18 protein-coding genes are annotated in these 17,970 nt (G+C 72.1%); 8 read left to right on the top strand and 10 right to left on the bottom strand.

What is annotated here, in order from left to right:
* Nucleotides 1-164 precede the first annotated feature (164 nt).
* Together ACWD1U_RS31780 and ACWD1U_RS31775 are read left to right on the top strand one after the other, a co-directional pair.
* Entirely contained in the window at nucleotides 165-3,662 is a 3,498-nt protein-coding gene (locus ACWD1U_RS31780) for a DNA polymerase III subunit alpha (protein ID WP_451112768.1), read from the top strand.
* Entirely contained in the window at nucleotides 3,659-4,642 is a 984-nt protein-coding gene (locus tag ACWD1U_RS31775; RefSeq protein WP_451112767.1) for a DNA polymerase Y family protein, read from the top strand. The genes ACWD1U_RS31780 and ACWD1U_RS31775 overlap by 4 nt, the downstream gene beginning before the upstream one ends.
* Before the next feature lie 16 nt (nucleotides 4,643-4,658).
* On the opposite strand, the gene ACWD1U_RS31770 is transcribed toward ACWD1U_RS31775, so the two are convergent.
* Nucleotides 4,659-5,033 (bottom strand): cupin domain-containing protein, encoded by a 375-nt coding sequence (locus tag ACWD1U_RS31770; RefSeq protein WP_451112765.1) that lies wholly within the window; start codon nucleotides 5,031-5,033, stop codon nucleotides 4,659-4,661.
* 80 nt (nucleotides 5,034-5,113) lie between these two features.
* Between ACWD1U_RS31770 and ACWD1U_RS31765 the strand changes: the two genes are divergently transcribed.
* The 3 genes from ACWD1U_RS31765 to ACWD1U_RS31755 all read left to right on the top strand — a co-directional run bounded on the left by ACWD1U_RS31765 (nucleotide 5,114) and on the right by ACWD1U_RS31755 (nucleotide 7,251).
* Entirely contained in the window at nucleotides 5,114-5,560 is a 447-nt protein-coding gene (locus ACWD1U_RS31765) for a MarR family winged helix-turn-helix transcriptional regulator (protein ID WP_451112763.1), read from the top strand.
* Nucleotides 5,561-5,730: 170 nt separating this feature from the next.
* The gene (locus ACWD1U_RS31760; RefSeq protein ID WP_451112761.1) at nucleotides 5,731-6,591 is read left to right on the top strand and encodes an esterase/lipase family protein; all 861 of its coding nucleotides are present in this window, start codon (nucleotides 5,731-5,733) and stop codon (nucleotides 6,589-6,591) included.
* Nucleotides 6,592-6,801: 210 nt separating this feature from the next.
* The gene (locus ACWD1U_RS31755) at nucleotides 6,802-7,251 is read left to right on the top strand and encodes a GNAT family N-acetyltransferase (RefSeq protein ID WP_451112759.1); all 450 of its coding nucleotides are present in this window, start codon (nucleotides 6,802-6,804) and stop codon (nucleotides 7,249-7,251) included.
* 30 nt (nucleotides 7,252-7,281) lie between these two features.
* Here ACWD1U_RS31755 and ACWD1U_RS31750 read toward each other — a convergent pair whose 3' ends face one another.
* Nucleotides 7,282-7,416 carry a hypothetical protein gene (locus ACWD1U_RS31750; protein ID WP_359762769.1) on the bottom strand — a complete coding sequence of 45 codons (135 nt, stop codon included), beginning with the start codon at nucleotides 7,414-7,416 and terminating at the stop codon, nucleotides 7,282-7,284.
* Between the two features lie 138 nt (nucleotides 7,417-7,554).
* On the opposite strand from ACWD1U_RS31750, the gene ACWD1U_RS31745 reads away from it, so the two are divergent.
* A complete protein-coding gene (locus ACWD1U_RS31745; RefSeq protein ID WP_451112757.1) occupies nucleotides 7,555-8,205 on the top strand; it encodes a class I SAM-dependent methyltransferase in 651 nt (216 codons plus the stop codon).
* On the opposite strand, the gene ACWD1U_RS31740 is transcribed toward ACWD1U_RS31745, so the two are convergent.
* Complete coding sequence (locus tag ACWD1U_RS31740) at nucleotides 8,164-8,664, bottom strand: DUF402 domain-containing protein (RefSeq protein ID WP_451112755.1); 501 nt, start codon at nucleotides 8,662-8,664, stop codon at nucleotides 8,164-8,166. The genes ACWD1U_RS31745 and ACWD1U_RS31740 overlap by 42 nt on opposite strands.
* Nucleotides 8,645-9,571 carry an N-acetyltransferase family protein gene (locus tag ACWD1U_RS31735; RefSeq protein ID WP_451112754.1) on the bottom strand — a complete coding sequence of 309 codons (927 nt, stop codon included), beginning with the start codon at nucleotides 9,569-9,571 and terminating at the stop codon, nucleotides 8,645-8,647. The genes ACWD1U_RS31740 and ACWD1U_RS31735 overlap by 20 nt, the downstream gene beginning before the upstream one ends.
* Before the next feature lie 71 nt (nucleotides 9,572-9,642).
* Here ACWD1U_RS31735 and ACWD1U_RS31730 point away from each other — a divergent pair, with 71 nt between their 5' ends.
* Entirely contained in the window at nucleotides 9,643-10,011 is a 369-nt protein-coding gene (locus ACWD1U_RS31730) for a GntR family transcriptional regulator (protein ID WP_451112752.1), read from the top strand.
* A 150-nt stretch (nucleotides 10,012-10,161) separates the two neighbouring features.
* Here ACWD1U_RS31730 and ACWD1U_RS31725 read toward each other — a convergent pair whose 3' ends face one another.
* The 5 genes from ACWD1U_RS31725 to ACWD1U_RS31705 form a co-directional block, all read right to left on the bottom strand.
* Entirely contained in the window at nucleotides 10,162-10,932 is a 771-nt protein-coding gene (locus ACWD1U_RS31725; protein WP_451112750.1) for a DUF72 domain-containing protein, read from the bottom strand.
* Nucleotides 10,933-10,965: 33 nt separating this feature from the next.
* The gene (locus tag ACWD1U_RS31720) at nucleotides 10,966-12,060 is read right to left on the bottom strand and encodes a DUF5925 domain-containing protein (RefSeq protein WP_451112748.1); all 1,095 of its coding nucleotides are present in this window, start codon (nucleotides 12,058-12,060) and stop codon (nucleotides 10,966-10,968) included.
* A gap of 74 nt (nucleotides 12,061-12,134) precedes the next feature.
* A complete protein-coding gene (locus ACWD1U_RS31715; RefSeq protein WP_451112747.1) occupies nucleotides 12,135-12,935 on the bottom strand; it encodes a polysaccharide deacetylase family protein in 801 nt (266 codons plus the stop codon).
* Nucleotides 12,928-13,923, bottom strand: coding sequence for a glycosyltransferase family 2 protein (locus ACWD1U_RS31710; protein WP_451112746.1), 996 nt, complete (start codon nucleotides 13,921-13,923; stop codon nucleotides 12,928-12,930). The genes ACWD1U_RS31715 and ACWD1U_RS31710 overlap by 8 nt, the downstream gene beginning before the upstream one ends.
* Entirely contained in the window at nucleotides 13,920-14,741 is an 822-nt protein-coding gene (locus tag ACWD1U_RS31705; protein WP_451112744.1) for a glycosyltransferase family 2 protein, read from the bottom strand. The genes ACWD1U_RS31710 and ACWD1U_RS31705 overlap by 4 nt, the downstream gene beginning before the upstream one ends.
* Nucleotides 14,742-15,473: 732 nt before the next feature.
* Here ACWD1U_RS31705 and ACWD1U_RS31700 point away from each other — a divergent pair.
* A complete protein-coding gene (locus ACWD1U_RS31700) occupies nucleotides 15,474-16,280 on the top strand; it encodes an SGNH/GDSL hydrolase family protein (RefSeq protein ID WP_451112742.1) in 807 nt (268 codons plus the stop codon).
* 42 nt (nucleotides 16,281-16,322) lie between these two features.
* Here the strand turns inward: ACWD1U_RS31700 and ACWD1U_RS31695 are convergent, their stop codons facing one another.
* Nucleotides 16,323-17,945 (bottom strand): serine/threonine-protein kinase, encoded by a 1,623-nt coding sequence (locus ACWD1U_RS31695; RefSeq protein WP_451112741.1) that lies wholly within the window; start codon nucleotides 17,943-17,945, stop codon nucleotides 16,323-16,325.
* Nucleotides 17,946-17,970 lie beyond the last annotated feature (25 nt).

Here is a 17,970-nt window from a genome sequence, read left to right as displayed (position 1 = left end):
AACGGGCGGTGCGGTACGCCTCCACGGTCGGGGGCACCCGGTGTTTCCGCAGGTGAGGTGGGGCCGAACATGTGTCGCACACGCATTCGAGAATTGGTCTATGGTGGGGGTGAGGTGGGAACAGATGTTCGAGAGCGGATTGCTCACGAGTGCGGGAGGTGCGTGTGCCGGGGTTCACGCATCTGCACACCGTCTCCGGATTCTCGTTGCGATACGGGGCCTCGCATCCGGAGCGGCTGGCCCGGCGCGCCTCCGAGCGGGGCATGGACGCCCTGGCGCTGACCGACCGGGACACGCTCGCCGGGGCGGTCCGGTTCGCGAAGGCCTGCGGGAAGGCGGGGGTCCGCCCGCTGTTCGGCGCCGACCTGGCGGTGGCGGAAGCGGAGCCCCGAGCCGGGGCCGGGCGGCAGGGGCGGCGGCGGACCCCGGTGCGCGGTGGTGCCTTCGTCGACGAGTCCGCCCCCCGTGTGGTCTTTCTCGCCCGGGACGGTGCTCGGGGGTGGGCTGAGCTGTGCCGACTCGTCTCGGCTGCCCATGAGGGGGAGGGGACGCCCCTGCTGCCCTGGGAGCGCCCTCACGGCGAGGGGCTGACCGTGCTGCTCGGGCCCGACTCCGATGTCGGGCGGGCCCTGGCCGCGGGGCGTCCCGACCGGGCGGCGCGGCTGCTCATGTCCTGGCGGGAGGTCTACGGCGACGACCTGCGGCTGGAGGCCGTCTGGCACGGCCGGAAGGGGACCGGGCCCGGTTCGCTGCGGCTGGCCGCCCGTACCGTCGGGTTCGCCGCCGAGCAGCGGATCCGGCCTGTGCTCACCAACGCCGTGCGGTACGCCGACTCCGGGCTGGGGCCGGTCGCCGACGTCCTGGACGCCGCCCGGCGCCTGGTGCCCATCGACCCGGCCAAGGAGCTGGACTCCGGTGAGGCCTGGCTCAAGGGGGCGGGGGCCATGGCGCACGCCGCCGAGCGGATCGTGGAGGCGGCGGGGTTCCGGCGGGACACCGCTCATCGGCTGCTGGAGCAGACCGAGACCACCGCCGCCGAGTGCCTGGTCGATCCCGAGGACGACCTCGGGATCGGCACCGTCCACTTTCCCGAGCCGCATCTGGTCGGTGCCGGGCGCCGTACCGCCCAGCGGACGCTGGCCTCGCGGGCGGCGGCGGGGATGGTGCTGCGCGGATACGACCGGCGGCGGGAGTACTGGGAGCGGATGCACCGTGAGCTGGACATCATCGCCCACCACGGGTTCGCCTCCTACTTCCTGACCGTCGCCCAGGTGGTCGACGACGTGCGGAAGATGGGCGTCCGAGTGGCGGCCCGGGGGTCCGGGGCCGGGTCGCTCGTCAATCATCTGCTCGGGATCGCGCACGCCGACCCGATCGAGCACGGGCTGCTGATGGAGCGGTTCCTGTCGAAGGAGCGGGTCGTGCTGCCCGACATCGACATCGATGTGGAGTCCGCGCGCCGGCTGGAGGTCTACCGCGCGATCATCGACCGGTTCGGCACCGAGCGGGTCGCGACGGTCGCGATGCCGGAGACGTATCGCGTACGGCACGCGATCCGTGACGTGGGGGCCGCCCTGTCCATGGATCCGGCCGAGATCGACCGTGTCGCCAAGTCCTTTCCTCACATCCGGGCGCGGGACGCCCGCGCGGCACTGGAGGAACTGCCCGAGCTGCGGGCGTTGGCGGGGGAGAGGGAGACGTACGGGAAGCTGTGGGAGCTGGTCGAGGCGCTGGACGCCCTGCCGCGCGGGGTGGCCATGCACCCGTGCGGGGTGCTGCTGTCCGACGCCTCACTGCCGGCGCGTACGCCGGTCATGCCGACCAGTGGCGAGGGCTTTCCGATGTCGCAGTTCGACAAGGACGACGTCGAGGATCTCGGGCTGCTGAAGCTGGATGTGCTGGGGGTGCGGATGCAGTCGGCCATGGCGCACGCGGTGGCGGAAGTGCAACGGGTGTCGGGGAAGAAGGTCGATCTGGACGCCCTGCCGCCGGGGGATCCCGAGACGTACCGGCTGATCCGCTCCACCGAGACGCTCGGCTGCTTCCAGATCGAGTCGCCCGGGCAGCGGGATCTGGTCGGGCGGCTCCAGCCCGCCACCTTCCACGATCTGGTCGTCGACATCTCGCTGTTCCGGCCCGGGCCGGTCGCCGCCGACATGGTGCGGCCGTTCATCGCGGCGCGGCACGGGCGGGCGCCGGTCCGCTACCCGCATCCGGATCTGGAGGAGCCGCTGAAGGAGACGTACGGGGTCGTCGTCTTCCACGAGCAGATCATCGACATCGTCGCCATCATGACCGGTTGTGGGCGCGGTGAGGCCGACCGGGTGCGGCGCGGGCTGTCCGATCCGGAGTCGCAGGGGCGGATCAAGGTGTGGTTCGCGCAGCACGCGGCGGCGAACGGCTATGACGCGGAAACGATTCAGCGGACCTGGGAGATCGTCGAGGCATTCGGGTCGTACGGCTTCTGCAAGGCCCACGCGGTCGCTTTCGCCGTGCCGACGTACCAGTCGGCGTGGCTGAAAGCGCATCACCCGGCCGCCTTCTACGCGGGGCTGCTCACGCACGACCCCGGCATGTACCCGAAGCGGCTGCTGCTGGCGGACGCGCGGCGGCGCGGGGTACCGGTGCTGCCGTTGGACGTGAACGCGTCGGGGGTCGCACATCGTATCGAACTGGTGTCCGGTACTTGGGGGTTGCGGCTGGCGCTCTCCGATGTGCACGGCATCAGCGAGGCCGAGGCGGTGCGGATCGCCGAAGGGCAGCCGTACGCCTCGCTGGTCGACTTCTGGGAGCGTGGCCGGCCCAGCCGTCCGCTGGCCCAGCGGCTCGCGCAGGTGGGTGCGCTGGACGCGTTCGGCGCCAACCGCCGTGATCTGCAACTGCATCTGACCGAGCTGCACCGGGGCGCGCGGGGCGCGGGCGGTGGACAGCTCCCGTTGGCCGGCGGGCGGAGGACCGCACCGGCCGGACTGCCCGACCTCACCTCGTCGGAGCGGCTCAGCGCCGAGCTGGGCGTGCTGTCCATGGACGCCTCACGCAATCTCATGGACGACCACCGGCAGTTCCTCGACGAGCTGGGCGTGGTGCCGGCGCGGCGGCTGCGCGAGGCCCGGCACGGGGAGACGGTGCTGGTCGCGGGAGCCAAGGCGGCCACCCAGACGCCGCCGATCCGGTCCGGCAAGAGGGTCATCTTCTCCACCCTGGACGACGGCACGGGCCTGGTCGACCTCGCCTTCTTCGACGACTCGCACGACGCCTGCGCCCACACCGTCTTCCACTCCTGGCTGCTGCTGGTGCGCGGGGTGGTGCAGCGCCGCGGTCCGCGCAGCCTCAGCGTGGTGGGCGCCGCCGCCTGGAACCTCGCGGATCTGCTCGAGGTGCGCCGGGAGGAGGGGCTGGAGGGAGTCGCGGCCCGGCTGGCCGGTGCCGGGGGTCCCGGCGGTTCCGGCGGCGACGGTGAGGGCGCGGCTCGCCGGCGGCTCGCCGGTTCGGACGGAGCGCCCGCGCCGGCGGGTTCCGCGGCCCGGGATCCGATGGAGCAGCGGAAGATCCGCATGGCCACGGGGTACGAGATGCACCCCTGGGCCGATTTGCGTCCCGCTGGTGAAGGACCCCCGGTGGGAAGGAAGTTGTGGCACCAGAGTCCGGGGAGTGCGGGATGACCATCCTCTGCGTACGTTTCCAGCCGTCTCCGACGAGCGAGGCCGATCTGCCCCGTCTGCTCGGGATGCTCGAGGAGTTCACCCCGGTCGTCCAGGCCCTGCCACCGGACGGGGCGCTGGCCGATCTGCGGGGTGCCGAGCGGTACTTCGGGCGGAACGCCGTCGAGCTGGCCTCGGTGATCCGGGTGCGCTCGCTCGCGCTGTACGGCGTCGACTGCGTGATCGGTGCCGGGCCCGGGCCGATGCTGGCCCGCGTGGCGCTGCGCTACGCCGTGCCCGGGGTGACGTGCGCGGTGCCCGAGGAGCCGGACGCCATCGCGGAGTTCCTCGCCGACAAGCCCGTCGCCGTGCTGCCCGGCGTGGGCGGCGCGACCTCCCGCACCCTGACCGACTACGGCCTCGACACCCTCGGCCGGGTCGCCGCCGCACCGCTGTCCACGCTGCAGCGGCTGATCGGCGCGAAGGCCGGCCGCGAGCTGCGCGAGAAGGCGAACGGCGTCGACCGCGGCCGGGTCGTACCGAACGCCGTCTCCCGGTCCCTCGCCACGGAACGCCCCTTCGGGCGCGACGAGCTGGATCCGGACCGGCACCGGCGGGCCCTGCTGTCCGCCGCCGAGGAGATCGGGGCCCGGCTGCGCGCCCTGGAGAAGGTCTGCCGCACGCTCAGTCTCACCGTGCGCTACGCCGACCGCTCCGCCACGACCCGCAGCCGCACGCTGAGCGAACCGACCGCGCACTCGCCGGACCTGACCAGGGTCGCGTACGGCATGTACGAGGCGCTCGGGCTGCAGCGGGCGCGGGTACGGGCGATCGCTCTGCGCGCCGAGGGACTCGACCCGGCCGACCAGGCCTCCCACCAGCTGACCTTCGACGCCGTGGACGAGAAGGTCCGCCGTATCGAGGAGGTCGCGGACCGCGCGCGGGCGAGGTTCGGGCCGCGGGCGGTGATGCCCGGGGGGCTAGCGGGGCGGGCGGCGTAGAGCCTTCCGCGTGACGTCAGTTGGCCCACGGCGGCACGATGCGGGTGCCGTCGGTGAGCCGTGCCTCCAGGCCGATCGAGGTGGTGACCCAGGAGTGCGCGGTCCGGTCGGTCGGGTTCCCGACGGTCAGGGTGGCGCCGGGGTTGATGATCACCGTGTCGCCCGCGGCGATCCGCTCGGTGCGGCCGTCGAGGGTGATCAGCAGTTCCCCGGCGAGCAGATGGAAGATCTCCTCCCGGCTGACCGTGTGCGCGGGCGCCTTGAGGCCGGGCGGGATCTCACCGCGCCAGGCGCACAACTCCTTGCTGCCGCTGCTCGGGGTGGCGTACGAGACGAAACGGGCGCCGTGGATCTCGTGGATGGCGGCTTCGGACGAGCGGACGACGGGCATGACGGCCTCCAAATGGTCAAGCTGCTTGACTGTATGGTCAAGCAGCTTGACCATCGCGTCAAGGGTGTTTCAATGCATGCGTGCACAACTCCGAGGCCATGGCCCTGTCCGCCGCCCTGCTCGCCGCTGCCGGCGGGCTCACGCAACGCATCCATGAGGGCGTGGTCGCTCGCGGCTTCGAGGGCCTGCGGCCCGCGCACGGCTTCGCCTTCGCCCGGCTCGCCCCGGACGGCGCGACGGTCACCGACCTGGCCGCTCACCTCGGAGTGACCAAGCAGGCCGCCAGTCAGCTCGTCGACGAGATGGTGCGCAAGGGATACGCCGAGCGGCGGCCGCACCCCGAGGACGCGCGGGCGCGGCTGGTGGTGCTGACCGGGCGGGGATGGGACTGTACCCGGGCGGCGGAGGAGGCGGCGGCGGAAGCCGTGCGGGAATGGGGGGACGTGCTGGGGGAGGGGGAAGTGCGGGTGTTGCGCGAGCAGTTGCTGCGGATCGCGCCTCGCGGGCCTGTGCGGCCTGCCTGGTGAGGGGGCACCAGGCAGGGGCGCCGGTGGCGGTTACCGCTGGAAGTTTTTACTGACGCGTAACTTCCCAGTTCGACTACCCGCTCGTAACTTGACGAGTGAACAGCATCCCGTGATCCGGATCACAGGCGTCGTGCCGTCGCACCTCCCTTGAGCCGCAAGGAGATCACTCGATGCTGCCCTGGAAACGAGTGCTCAGATCCCTGGCCGCGCTGCTGCTGACCGCCGCGGCCGTCACCGTCCCCGCCACCTCCGCCCAGGCCGCCGGTGCCCCGAGCTCCGGCTGGAACGACTACTCCTGCAAGCCGTCCGCCGCCCACCCCCGCCCCGTCGTCCTCGTCCACGGCACCCTCGGGAACTCCGTCGACAACTGGCTCGGCCTCGCCCCCTATCTGAAGGTCCGCGGCTACTGCGTCTTCTCCCTCGACTACGGACAGCTCGCGGGCGTCCCCTTCTTCCACGGCCTCGGCCCCGTCGAGAAGTCGGCCGGACAGCTCAAGGACTTCGTCGACAAGGTGCTCGCCGCCACCGGCGCCGAAGAGACCGACGTCGTCGGACACTCGCAGGGCGGCATGATGCCCCGCTACTACCTGCGCTTCCTCGGCGGAGCCGCCAAGGTGAACGCCCTGGTCGGCATCGCGCCCAGCAACCACGGCACCGACCTGAACGGCTTCACCAGCCTGCTGCCCTACTTCCCGGGCGCCGCCGACCTGTTGGCGAAGAGCACCCCCGCCCTCGCCGACCAGGTCACCGGCTCCGACTTCCTCAAGCGGCTCAACGCGGGCGGCGACACCGTGCCCGGCGTGCGCTACACCGTCATCGCCACCAAGTACGACCAGGTGGTCACACCGTGGCGCAGCCAGTACCTGAACGGGCCGGGCGTGCGCAACGTCCTGCTCCAGGACCTGTGCCCTGTCGACCTGTCCGAGCATGTGGCCGTCGGGCTGCTGGACCGGATCGTCTTCCACGAGGTGGCCAACGCCCTCGACCCGGGGCGCGCCCGGCCCACCACCTGTGCTTCGGCGTTCGACTGACACGTGTATTCGGCTGACACGTGTAGGGAGACGCTTCGGGGCCTGTCCGGCCTGAGCCGGCAAACAGGCCCCGAGTGGGCCGGATCCCCTGGGGGATCCGGCCCCAGCCCGTGAGAACCGTGAAGTCGCCTGCTGAGGACGGGTGAGGGAGATCCTCGCGGCCGCGTCAGGGGACTGCTCGGACTGCCATCAGGTGGGTACCGTCTCGGCATGGCAGACGAGGAGATCCGGCCGGCCGGTGCCGCCGACGTACCGGTCGTCAAAGACGTGATCGACGCGGCCTTCCGCCCCTACATCGAACGCATCGGGCGGGTGCCGCAGCCCATGGAGGAGGACCACGCGGCGAACGTGGCCGCGGGCAAGGTGTTCGTGACGGGCGATCCCGTGATCGGACTCGTCGTGGTCGAGGCGTTCGCGGACCATCTCTTCCTCGACATCATCGCCGTCCACCCCACCGCGCACGGCGGGGGAGCGGGGCGACGGCTGCTGCGGTTCGTGGAGGACCACGCGCGTGCGCTGGGGCTGCCCGAGATCAGGCTCTACACGAACGCGCTGATGTGGGAGAACCAGAAGATCTATCCGAAGTACGGCTATGAGCTGGTGGAGCGGCGACTGGACGGGCCATACGACCGCGTCCACTATCGCAAGCGGCTGCTCTGACGCGTGCGTCTCATGGTCGGCACCGGCCGCTCAGGCGTCCGGCCACCACGTGCGTGCGATGTCCTTGCGGACTTCCGGGCGTCCCGAGGGGCGCTCGTCGGCCTCCTCGCGGGCCCGGCGGACGTCCGTCTTCTTCAGGGGCTTCTGCACGGTCACACGGCGCATGGCTGCCTCCTTCGCGGTCTACCGGGTTCCGCGTTCTCGCGGAGGTAGACCTTTCGGGGGAGGGTTACTCATCGTTCCCGGTCTGTCAGTGGCGGCAGTCACGATGGGAGTGTCAGTGGCGGGTGTCACTCTTGGGCCATGACGACGAACGGCCTGAATCCGGTGACCTGCTCCGACGTGGACTGGGACGCGCGGGCGGCCTCCTTCGACGAGGAGCCGGACCACGGGCTGCGCGACCCCGAGGTGCGCCGCGCCTGGGCCGGGCGGTTGCGCGACTGGCTGCCCGGACGGGCCGGTGACGTCCTCGATCTCGGCTGCGGCACCGGCAGCCTGTCACTCCTCGCCTCCGAGCAGGGGCACCGCGTGACGGGCGTGGACCTCTCCGCGGCGATGGTGACCCTGGCGAGGGAGAAACTCGCCGGGCGCGACGCGGTGTTCCTCGTCGGCGACGCCGCGTCACCGCCCGTCGGGGAGCGGCGCTTCGACGCCGTGCTCGTCCGGCACGTCCTGTGGGCCCTGCCCGACCCCGGCCGGGCCCTCAGGCACTGGCAGAGGCTGCTGCGGCCGGGAGGGCGGCTCGTGCTGGTCGAAGGCGTGTGGGGGAGCGTCGCCCCGGTCGGCATACCGGCCGAGCGGCTCACCGGCCTGCTCGCCCCGATCGCCGGGCAGGTGCGCGTGGAGCGGCTCTCGGGCGATCCCCTGCTGTGGGGCAAGGAGGTGACGGACGAGCGCTACGCGGTGGTCGCGTCAGGCCAGCAAGGCGGTGAAGTCGCCGCCCCGGGCGAGTGACTCCAGTTCGTCGAGGGCGGCCAGGGCGGCTCGTGCTGCCTCCGGGTCCGTCTCGGTCAGGCCGCTCTCGGCGAACTCGTCCTCGTCCAGGCGTCGTACGTCTGTGCCGTCCGCGGAGCGCCACAGGTCCAGGTCGAGGTCCTCCACGACCAGCTCCGCACCGGAGCTGACGGCGGGGCGGGTGATGTCGCAGTACCAGCCCTTCAGTGCGCCCGTGGACGAGCGGACCTCCTTCACCGCGTACCAGCGGTCACGCCAGTAGTACTCCGTGAAGACGTCCCCGGGCTCGAAGCGGACGAACCCGAAGTCGCGGACGACGCTGCCCGCCCACGGGGCGCGGACCGCGACGCGGGTGCCGTCGTCCGCCAGGAGCTCTCCGGCGTAGCGGATCTTCGTACGGCCCGCCTTGACGAGCACGACGTCCAGCCGGCCGAACCGGTCAGCCGAGTTCGCGGACACAGCGCACTTCCTTCGCACAGATCTCGTAGCCGAACCACTTGTTGATGGCGATCATCGGCTCGTTGCCGGTGTCATTTCCGGTGAACGCCTCCGTGTACCCCGCGGCGCGGGCCCGGTGCAGGGAGTCGTTCTTGGCGAGCTTCGCCAGGCCCCGGCCGCGGAACGCCCGGGCGGTGCCGGTCATGGCGGTGCCGTAGCGGGTGCCGTCCGTGTGCGCCACGCTGAAGGCGGCGGGGCGGCCGTCGACGACCGCGACCGTGGTCAGGTCGCGGCTGAGGAGCGGATGCTTCCAGTTCTCCTCCAGCCAGGCCTCGTAGTCCCTGAACTCGGCCTCGATGTCGCTCGGTTCGTCCGACACCGTCTCGGCGTCCAGCTCGAACAACGGGCGCGGGTCGTCCGCGAAGTCGGCGGCCGTGCGCAGCTCGACGCCGGCCGGCGGGTCCTCGCGGGGCGGCAGCGTGCCGCCTGCCAGGTCCAGGCGCAGGAAGTAGGCGGAGCGGCTGGCCCGGAAGCCGTGCCGCTCGGCGAAGGCGAGATTCTCCGGCTCGTCCAGAACCCAGGCGAACAGCTTCCGCACGCCCAGACCCGCCAGACGCTCCTCGGCGGTGCGCAGCAGGAGCGAACCGGCGCCGCGATGTCTGCGGTCGGGGCGTACGTAGATGTTGGCCGAGCCCTGGCCGGGCTCCGGGCTTTCGTGGGCGACGCTTGTCTGGGCCGTGCCGATGATCTCGCCGTCCTCCTCGGCGACGAGCTGCCCGAAGTGGGCGTCCGGGCGGGCGCGGGTCAGGGTGTGCACCACGGACTCGGGCGTGGACAGCATGTAGGGCAGGGCGAGGCGACGGACCTGGGAGAACCCCACGGCGTCGGCTCGGACTTCGGGTCGCAGGTCGCGCACGATCACGGTCATGAAGGCGCACGCTACGCGGGGACGCACCCGGGGTGCCTCTCCTTTTCCGCCGGGTACGGGACAATCGGGCTGTGACGTTGCAGATCGACATCGATGACAGCGCTCCTCCGTACGAGCAGGTGCGGGCGCGGATCTCCGAGCAGGCCCGGTCGGGGGAGTTGCCGGTGGGGTACCGGCTGCCCACCGTGCGGGGGCTGGCCGAGTCGCTGGGGCTCGCCGCGAACACGGTCGCCAAGGCGTACCGGGCGCTGGAGGCGGACGGGGTGATCGAGACGCGCGGGCGTCACGGCACGTTCGTGGCCGCCGCCGGCTCGGCGGCGGACCGGGAGCTGGCGTCGGCCGCGCAGGCCTATGTGGAGCGGGCCAGGAGGCTCGGCCAGGGTGAGGACGTCGCGCTGGCCGCGGTACGGGACGCCCTGCGGGCGGCTTACGGGGAGTAGGAACACGTCCCTGTGGGTGGTCGCCGGGAGCAGGGCCTCGCGCGCGGCGGCCCGGCAGGGTCGGGCCGGCCGGCCGGGCCAGGCCCGGCGAGCGCCATCGCCGGAATGCGCCGTCGGGGCTGGTCGCCGTCGCGGTGGAGAAGGACGCCGTCACGTACGGACCAGGTGCTCCGGCGTCCGGGTGATCTCCAGGCCGGCCGACCTTCCCGCCCGGCCGAACGCCATCGCGTCCTCCACCGCCGCGCCGCCCGGATCGTTGTTGAAGTACGCGTAGACGTCCTCGCCGTCGGGCCAGGTCGTGGCGATGCGGTCGAGCCAGGTGGCGAGGCAACGGCGGCCGTAGCGGGGCCACGGCCGGGCGCGGCCCTGGTGAAAGCGGACATAGCCCCAGTCGGTGGTGCGCCACAGCGGTGTCGCGGGACGGGCCAGGATGTCGGCCCAGCACAGGGCGGCGCGCCGGGACTCGAGGACCGCGCGGACCTCCGGTGTCCACCAGGAGTCGTGGCGGGGCTCGACCGCGACCCGGGTCGAGGCGGGGAAGCAGGCGAGGCAGGCGTCCAGGAGGCCCGGGTCGGCGCGCAGGTTGGGCGGGAGCTGGAGCAGGACCGGGCCGAGGCGGTCGCCGAGACCCGCAGCGTGGCCCATCAGGCGGTGCACCGGCTCCTCGGGGTCCTTGAGCCGCTTGATGTGGGTCAGATAGCGGCTCGCCTTGACCGCGACCACGAAGTCCCCGGGCACCCGCCCCCGCCAGTCCTCGAAGGTCTCGCGGGCCGGCAACCGGTAGAAGGCGTTGTTGATCTCGACGGTGGCGAAGTGCCGCGCGTACTCCTCCAGCCAGAGCCGCATCGGCAGCCCGGACGGATACAGGACGTCCCGCCAGTCCTTGTACTGCCAGCCGGACGTGCCGACGAACAGGGTCATAGACCCATGAAAACACCGGCGCGCCCGGACCTCCTACAGATACAGCCCCGCGTCGGCGTCCCCACGCGGCTCCGGCAGGGCCGTCGGGGAGGTGCCCCGGCGCAGCGCGTACAGCTCCGCCAGCGTCGCGCCCTCGCGGCCGATGCCGTCCTCCCGGCCCAGCCAGCCGACCGCCTCCCGGCGGGTCAGCGGGCCCACCTCGATGCGGGCGAGGCAGCGGCCGGGGCGGACGACGGCGGGGTGCAGGCGTTCCAGGTCCTCGTTGGTGGTGACGCCGACGAGGACGTTGCGGCCCTGGCCGAGCAGTCCGTCGGTCAGGTTCAGCAGACGGGACAGCGCCTGGCCCGCCGTGTGCTTGGCCTCGCCGCGGATCAGTTCGTCGCAGTCCTCCAGGAGCAGCAGCCGCCAGCGGCCCTTGCCCGTCGAGTCGTCCTCGCCGATGGCGATGTCCATGAGGTAGCCGACGTCGGAGAAGAGCCGCTCGGGGTCCAGCACGCAGTCCACCTGGCACCAGTCGCGCCAGGAGCGGGCGAGGGTGCGCAGGGCGGACGTCTTGCCGGTGCCCGGCGGGCCGTGCAGCAGGAGGAGACGGCCCGCGATGTCCTCGGGGGTCGTCTTCATCAGGCGGTCCATGGCGTCCGCGACCGGCGCCGTGTAGTTGGGCCGGACCTCGTCCCAGGTGCCGGCCGCGATCTGGCGGGTGGTGCGGTGCGGGCCGCGGCGCGGGGAGACGTACCAGAAGCCCATCGTGACGTTCTCCGGCTGCGGTTCGGGTTCGTCGGCCGCGCCGTCCGTGGCCTGGTCGAGGATCCTCTCGGCCAGTTCCGCGCTGGTCGCCGTCACGGTGACGTCGGCGCCCCGGTTCCAGCGGGAGATCAGCAGCGTCCAGCCGTCGCCCTCCGCGAGGGTCGCGCTGCGGTCGTCGTCCCGGGCGACACGCAGGACCCGGGCGCCGGGCGGCATCAAAGTCGCGCCGGACCGTACGCGGTCGATGTTCGCCGCGTGGGAGTACGGCTGCTCGCCCGTCGCGAAGCGGCCGAGGAACAGCGCGTCGACGACATCGGACGGGGAGTCGGAGTCGTCGACGTTGAGCCGGATCGGCAGCGCCTCGTGCGGGTTTCCAGACATGCCGCCATGATCCGGCACGGGGCCGCCGCGTGCACCCGGTTTCCCGGTGCACGCGGCATGTCGCGCGTGCCGGGTCAGCCGGCGGAGCGGGTGACCAGCCGGACTGCCTGCCGTGCCCTGCGGACCCCCGCGTACCCCTTGGTGAGGGCACGGTCCTTGGCGAACGTGCGGGCGATCGCGCGCCCCTCGACCACCCGCTCGAACTCCTCGACGCCCGTGCCGCGGCGCACCGTCACGCGCCGCAGGGCGTACGGCCCCTGCGCGCGGCGCGCGAGGTCGTTGCCGACGGCGAGGGCCTGGGCGTACCCCGTCTCGCGCACGGCCTGCCGGACCCGGCGGCTGGAGTAGCCGTAGGGATACGCGAACGAGGCCGGCACGGCGCCCAGTTGGTCGCTGATGATCTCCCTGCAGTGGATCAGCTCGAACCGCAGTGCGGCGCCGGAGACCTGGTCGAGCTGCGGGTGGCTGTGGCTGTGCCCGCCGATCTCGACGCCCGCCGCGGCGAGTGCGCGGACCTGGTCCCAGTCCAGCATGGTGTCCAGGCCGCCCCCGGTGTCGTACGGCCCCCTCAGCCACCCGGTCGAGACGAACAGGGTGGCCGGGAAGCCGTGCTTGGCGAGGGCGGGCAGGGCGTGCCGGTGCACACCCTCGTAGCCGTCGTCGAAGGTGATGAGGACCGGCCGCTCGGGCAGCGGGCGGCCGGAGCGCCAGCACGTCGCCAGTTCGGCCGCCGTGACGGGCGTCAGGCCCCGGTCGGCGAGCACCGCCATCTGCTCGGCGAACGCCTCGGGGGTCACCGACAGCGCGCGGGTCGCGTCGTTCGGGTCGGTCGCGACCGCGTGGTACATGAGGATCGGTACGCGGGTGTCACTCACGGGCCGCCACCTCCACCGCGGGCACCGAGAACGTGGTGCCGCCGCGGCGGGTCCGGACGCTGCCGACGACGTATCCGCCCGCCGCCGTCAGCACCCCGGCCACGATCGCGCCCGCCCGCCCGGCACCGCCCGGCCGGGCCAGCAGGGCGTCCCGCAGGCCCCGGGCCACCCCGGCCGGCAGGACGCGGGTGGCGTAACGGCGTTCGGACTCCAGGCCCTTCTCGGTGCCCACGCTCCGGGCCACCAGGGCCTTGGACAAACCCTCGGCGTAGGTGCGCGTGCGGAAGTAGCGGAAGTGCTCGCGGGCCTCGGGCACCCGGTGGTGGATCACCGCCCGGTCGTCGATCAGAAGCACCGCGTCGGGCCGGGCGCGGCTGAGGCGGATGCACAGTTCCGTCTCCTCGCAGCCCAGCGGGCGTTTGTCGCCGTCCCTGCCGATGCCGGTGGCGAAGCCGCCCGCCGCGTCGAAGGCCCCGCGGCGGAACGAGGCGTTGCCGCCGAGCACGTTGCGCACCCGGATCAGGCCGCGCGGCAGGCCCCGGTACGTGCAGCCCACCACCCAGTCGAACTCCTCGGGGAACCAGTCCGGCCGTCGCCCCGACGCCCAGACCGGCACCGTGCGCCCGCCGACCGCCATCACCCGCGGGTCGGCGTACGCCTCGGCGAAGTACCGCAGCCAGTCGCGTTCGGCCACGGCGTCGTCGTCGAGGAAGGCCACGACCTCGCCGCGGGCGGCCGCGATGCCGGTGTTGCGGCCGGCGGACAGGCCGCGGGGGCCCGCGTTGGCGAGCACCCGCACCACAGGGCCGTCGGACTCCTTGTACTCCTTGGCCAGCCGTTCCCGGAGCGTCTCGTTGTGGTCGACGACCAGCAGCGTCTCCAGCGCCGGCCGTGACTGCGCCCGCACCGAGGAGACCGCCGCGAGGATGTCCTCCCAGCGGTCCTCGGTGTACGCGCAGATCACGACGGAGACGTCGGGACCGCTCAAGACACCTCTCCCCGCATCGCGTCCAGCATCGGCGACTGGGGCGAACGGCGGCGCAGCGCGCGACGGTTGGAGCGCTCCTGGAGGATCACCCTCAGCACGCGCAGCCCGTCCCGCACGGCCCGCAGATTGCTGGTGCCGTGGATGCGCAGGTACTCGTGGCTCGGGATCTCCTGCACCCTGAGCCCGGCCTTGACGACCCGGATGTTCATCAGCGTCTCGACCTCGAAGCCGGTGCAGTCGAGGTCGATCTTGTCGAGGCAGTGCCGCCAGAACGCGTTGTAGCCGTAGCACAGGTCGGTGTAGCGGGCGCCGAACTTGCGGTTGACGACCGTGCACAGCGCCCAGTTGCCGAGCTTGCGGATGAGGGTCATGTCGTCGGTGCCGCCGCCGTTGGCGAAGCGGGAGCCCTTGGCGAAGTCGGCGCCGGAGACCAGGGCTGAGACGTAACTGAGGATCTCACCGCCGTCGGCCGAGCCGTCCGCGTCGACCATCACGATGATGTCGCCGGTGCAGGCCTGGAACCCGGTGATCAGGGCGTCGCCCTTGCCCTTGCCGCGCTGCTCGACGACCTTGACCTCGGGCCACAGCTCGCGGGCCACCTCGACGGTGTTGTCGGTGGAGTTGCCGTCGACCAGGACCACTTCGTGGATCCAGTCGGGCAGGGTCTTGAAGACGTACGGAAGGTTCTCCGCCTCGTTCATGGCCGGGATGACCACGCTCACCGGCGGCGCGATGGCCAGGTGCGAGGAGACGGGCCGGTACTTCCCGGCGGTCGGCGGATACGGGTCCGTGGCGGCCGGCTGCAGAACTGAACTCATGAGTCTGGTCCCTCTCGTCCGGTGGACCGCCCCCCCAGGGCAGTCCGGATCCAGTCCGGTTCGAAAGGGGGGTTCTCACCCGTGGCACGCCGAGATGGAGCTTCGGGCACGCCGGGTGAGCTGGCAAAGCTGGCCGGCCCGCAAAACGGCAGCCGACCGCGCGGCACGGCCCGGAGACAGTTGCAGATCACCGAGCACGGCACCCCCCTACCGCGCCCCGCGCCGGTACGTCGCGGTCCTTGAGCCCTCCCCTAGAGCCGCGTACTGACGGACCGATGCGGGTGAGATGTCTGACGGTATTGACGATTGAACCCGTATGGCAAGACCTGGAACGGCCCCTCACGTTTTTGTTGGTTTGGTCGTTGCCGTACGCCTCTTGTGGGACGCAAGTTGCAAGATTCCAGTCGCATGGACGGCCGATCCCCGAAGACGATCAGGTCTCCGGGGAACGGGTGTTCAAGCGTTCGTACCTATGACGTCACTGGAGCCTCGCGTTCCGCTCCCGGCCGGAGTGGAGCGTGTGCCATCTACTGGCGTAGTACGAGAGAATTGAGCAGTCGTCACCAGGCTTGTCATGCACACGGAATAGTTGGAAAGGCGAGCGCGTGGCGGGAGGGGGGTGAACGCGCCATGTGCCCCTCGAAAGGCCGAAAGGCTTGGCATGAACACTTCCTGTCAACACGCGTAGCTGCTACCACGGTTGTGGCAGAGATCCTGCTAAAGGGAGGTTCCATGAGACGTTCCCGACTTGTCGTCCTCGTGAGCTCGCTCCTCCTCGCCGTCGGCACCGCCCTCACCGGGTCAGCCACGGCGCAGGCGTCCTCACTCGCCGCAACTGGCGGCTATGCAGCGCTCGGTGACTCCTACTCCTCCGGAGTCGGCGCCGGCAGCTACATCAGCTCAAGCGGCGAGTGCAAGCGCAGCACGAAGGCCTACCCCTACCTCTGGGCCGCCGCCCATTCACCCTCGACCTTCGCTTTCACGGCCTGTTCCGGCGCCCGAACGGGTGATGTTCTGTCCGGACAGCTCGGCCCGCTCGGCAGCGCCACCGCCCTCGTCTCCATCAGCGTCGGCGGCAACGACGCGGGCTTCGCCGACGTCATGACGACCTGTGTGACCCAGTCCGACAGCGCCTGCATCTCCCGCATCAACACCGCACGGGCGTACGTCGACTCCACGCTGCCCGGCAAGCTCGACAGCGTGTACTCGGCGATCCGCTCCAAGGCACCCAACGCCCACGTCGTCGTGCTCGGCTACCCCCGCTTCTACAAGCTCGGCACCACCTGTCTCGGCCTCTCCGAGGCCAAGCGCAAGGCCATCAACGACGCCTCCGACCACCTCAACACCGCCATCGCCAAGCGCGCCGCGAACCACGGCTTCACCTTCGGCGACGTGCGCGGCACCTTCACCGGCCACGAGATCTGCTCCGGCGCCGCCTGGCTGCACAGCGTCAACTGGCTGAACATCGGCGAGTCGTACCACCCGAAGGCAGCCGGCCAGTCGGGCGGCTATCTGCCCGTGCTCAACGCCAACGACTGACCGCTCGGCCGGAGTCGCGGCCGTAATCGTCAGCCGCAGTCGTCAACCGGAGTCCGTGTCCGGCTCCGTGTCCCCACCCGTGTCCGAAGGAGAAGGGGAGGCCCCGCCCGTCGGGGTCTCCGTCTCGCAGGTGATCGAGAACGGTACCGACTCGGACGCCGTGCGTACCGGCTCTTGCACCTCGACGCTGATCTCGTTCTCGAACGTCCCGGTCCGCGCGTCGGTCGTCACGGTCACCGCGTCCTGCTTCGTGCGGCCGCCTCCCTCCGGGAACGACAGCGTCTTCCAACCCCCGTCGAGCACCGAGCCGTCCTGCGTCACCCAGCGGTAACGCACCTCGGCCGGCAGTCGGCCCACCGTGAACGTCGCCGCGAACCTCGGCGCCCGAGCGCTCGGCGGCGGACACGGGCCCGAGTAGTCCGTGCGCGTGCCGTCCAGGCCGACCCGCACCGACTGCGGCGGCGGACTGCTCTGCTCGCTCTCGCTCTCGCTCGGCGTCGGGGAGGGACTGGACTTCCCGCTCCCGGTGTTCCGCGGCGGACCCTCGGTCTCGGCGGGCGTACTCGCCCCGGCGCCCCGGTCGCCGTTCCCGTCGTCGTCCCCGCCGTTCAGCAGCGCGTACGTGAGCCCGCCCACCGCGAGCGCCAGCGCGATCACGCCCACGACCAGCACCCGGCCGGCCCGGCGGTCACGGCCCTGACCTGTGGCCGTCGTCGTGCCACCCGACCCCGACGCCGCCGACCTGCCCGGGAAGGGCGTCGGGGGCGTGGGAGAGGGCTCGGGGTGGGCCGCCGCCGGCGGAAACGGTCCCGCCCGTACGGTGTCCGCGCGGGGCGAGCCGCCCGCGCCGATGACCCGCAGGTCCTGCTCGGCGCGCTCGGCCGGCAGCCGCTGCTCGGGGTCCTTGCGCAACAGCCCCTCGATGACCGGCGCGAGCGGACCGGCCCGGTACGGCGGCGGCAGTTCCTCGTCGACGATCGCGCGCAGCGTGCTCAGCGGGGTGTCATGACGGAACGGGGAGTGGCCCTCCACCGCCGCGTACAGCAGCACCCCCAGCGACCACAGGTCCGACTCCGGTCCCGGGGTGCGGCCGAGCGCCCGCTCCGGGGCGAGGAACTCGGGCGAGCCGATGACCTCACCCGTCATGGTCAGCGCGGAGCTGCCCTCGACCATGGCGATGCCGAAGTCGGTGAGCACGATCCGGCCGTCGTTCGCGATCAGCACGTTGGCCGGCTTCACGTCCCGGTGCAGCACCCCGGCCTCGTGCGCGGCCCGCAGCGCGGCCAGCACCTCGGCGCCGATGTGCGCGGCCCGCTGCGGCGGCATCGGGCCCTCGGCGTCCAGGACCTCGGCCAGGGAGAGACCGCGGACCAGCTCCATGACGACCCAGGGCCGGCCGTCGTCCGTCGCCACGTCGTACACCGTGACCACGTTCCGGTCGGCGACCCGGGCCGCCGCCCACGCCTCCCGCTCCAGCCGGGCGTACATCCGCTGCACGTCGTCGCCCGCCAACCCGGCCGGGGCGCGCACCTCCTTGACGGCGACCTCGCGGTGCAGTACTTCGTCGCGGGCGCGCCACACCGTCCCCATGCCGCCCTGGCCGAGCGGGGCCAGCAGCCGGTAGCGGCCCGCGATCACCCGCTCATGGCCCGGTTGTTCGGACACGGCGCCCCCATTCGCAGCCGGGCGG

This window comes from Streptomyces sp. NPDC002788, assembly GCF_053592115.1.
This window is presented reverse-complemented; position numbering and strand designations above follow the sequence as displayed.

What these genes read in the sequence shown, in the direction of transcription:
- ACWD1U_RS31735 (WP_451112754.1), bottom strand. Translation starts at nt 9,571, where the DNA reads ATGACCGTGATCGTGCGCGACCTGCGACCCGAAGTCCGAGCCGACGCC.
- ACWD1U_RS31700 (WP_451112742.1), top strand. Translation starts at nt 15,474, where the DNA reads ATGAGACGTTCCCGACTTGTCGTCCTCGTGAGCTCGCTCCTCCTCGCC.
- ACWD1U_RS31720 (WP_451112748.1), bottom strand. Translation starts at nt 12,060, where the DNA reads ATGTCTGGAAACCCGCACGAGGCGCTGCCGATCCGGCTCAACGTCGAC.
- ACWD1U_RS31705 (WP_451112744.1), bottom strand. Translation starts at nt 14,741, where the DNA reads ATGAGTTCAGTTCTGCAGCCGGCCGCCACGGACCCGTATCCGCCGACC.
- ACWD1U_RS31760 (WP_451112761.1), top strand. Translation starts at nt 5,731, where the DNA reads ATGCTGCCCTGGAAACGAGTGCTCAGATCCCTGGCCGCGCTGCTGCTG.
- ACWD1U_RS31775 (WP_451112767.1), top strand. Translation starts at nt 3,659, where the DNA reads ATGACCATCCTCTGCGTACGTTTCCAGCCGTCTCCGACGAGCGAGGCC.
- ACWD1U_RS31745 (WP_451112757.1), top strand. Translation starts at nt 7,555, where the DNA reads ATGACGACGAACGGCCTGAATCCGGTGACCTGCTCCGACGTGGACTGG.
- ACWD1U_RS31725 (WP_451112750.1), bottom strand. Translation starts at nt 10,932, where the DNA reads ATGACCCTGTTCGTCGGCACGTCCGGCTGGCAGTACAAGGACTGGCGG.
- ACWD1U_RS31750 (WP_359762769.1), bottom strand. Translation starts at nt 7,416, where the DNA reads ATGCGCCGTGTGACCGTGCAGAAGCCCCTGAAGAAGACGGACGTCCGC.
- ACWD1U_RS31770 (WP_451112765.1), bottom strand. Translation starts at nt 5,033, where the DNA reads ATGCCCGTCGTCCGCTCGTCCGAAGCCGCCATCCACGAGATCCACGGC.
- ACWD1U_RS31755 (WP_451112759.1), top strand. Translation starts at nt 6,802, where the DNA reads ATGGCAGACGAGGAGATCCGGCCGGCCGGTGCCGCCGACGTACCGGTC.